Here is a 1,274-nt window from a genome sequence, read left to right on the forward strand (position 1 = left end):
CCGCCGCCCCCGACGCCGGATAGCCCCCGCCGAGCACCGTCACCACACCGACGCCCGGCCTGCGGACCACGGGCTGGGCGAAGAGCGCCGCCGGACGGCCCGTGAACGATGTGTAGTTGTCAAAGAGCCGTGGAACATAGAGCCCCGAGCCCGCGGCGATTTCCGTCACCGCGTCCTCGGCGGCCGTGTGCTGGACACTTCCCGTGCCGCCGCCATTGACGAACTCCAGCTCGGGGGCGACGGTCCGTACGGCACGCACCACAGCGGCGCGCCGCTCCGTCAGCTCTTTGCGGGCCGCGGACTGCATCAGCCGGATGGCCCGCGAGCGCAGCGGCTGTCCTGCCAGGGCGTCCCCTACCCCGGCAATATGACCTTCGTACGCCATGAGTCCGACGAGCCGGAATCCGGGGCGCCGGGCTATCGATCTGGCCAGCTCGGCCAGGTCGGCCGGCTCGCTCAGCGGGGAACGCAGTGCACCAATCCTCACCCGGCCGCCGAACAGCCGCAAGGCTGTGTCGAGTTCTAGACAGACCCGGATCTCCTCCCGGCCGCCCTGGCGCGCGGCGTCGATCAGATCCAGATGCGCCAGGTCGTCGATCACCACCGTGACGGCGGCGGCGAGCTTGGGATCCGCGGCGAGTTCCGCGAACGCGGTGCGGTCGGCGGACGGATAGGCGAGCAGGACGTCCTCGAACCCGGACCGCGCCAGCCACAGCGACTCGGCGAGCGTGAACGACATGACGCCCGCGAACCCCTCGCGCCCCAGCACCCGTTCGAGCAGCGCGCGGCAGCGCACCGACTTGCTGGCCACCCGGACCGGCTTGCCCCCGGCCCGCCGTACGAGATCGTCGGCGTTGGCGTCGAACGCGTCGAGGTCGACGATCGCGAGCGGGGCGTCGAGATGGGCGGTGGCGCGGTCGTACCGGGCCCGGTCGGTGGCACGCGGAGTCATGGCCAGAGCCTGCCAGACCGGATTACCGCACGGTAGGGGGATGATCGGGGCAGATCGCCCCGGTCCTCGCCGCACGTTCCCGCCGGGCCGTCGCAAGCCCGTAGAGTGACGCACACGCAGTGTCGAACGGGCTTCTCCCGTACGGCGGGACCGGTGTGCGCGGGACCAGATACGCGCGCGGCCGGTGTGCGACGGAGTGGATCAGTCGGTACGGGCGGCAGGGGGGCGGATGAGCACCGAAGCACCACGCGCTCCCGTACCACCGCGCCCCACGGCCCCCCCGGCGACACCTCGGACACCGCCGCCCGCCACCCCACCGGAC

At 72.3% G+C, this 1,274-nt stretch carries 1 protein-coding gene; it reads right to left on the reverse strand.

The genetic code is table 11. The annotated features are described in order from the left end of the window. Positions 1-952, reverse strand: a 952-nt coding sequence (locus WH07_RS35700) for an alanine racemase (RefSeq protein ID WP_046509418.1), incomplete at its 3' end; no start/stop codon positions are given. Positions 953-1,274 lie beyond the last annotated feature (322 nt).

This window comes from Streptomyces odonnellii, from assembly GCF_000981895.1.
GTDB lineage: Bacteria > Actinomycetota > Actinomycetes > Streptomycetales > Streptomycetaceae > Streptomyces > Streptomyces odonnellii.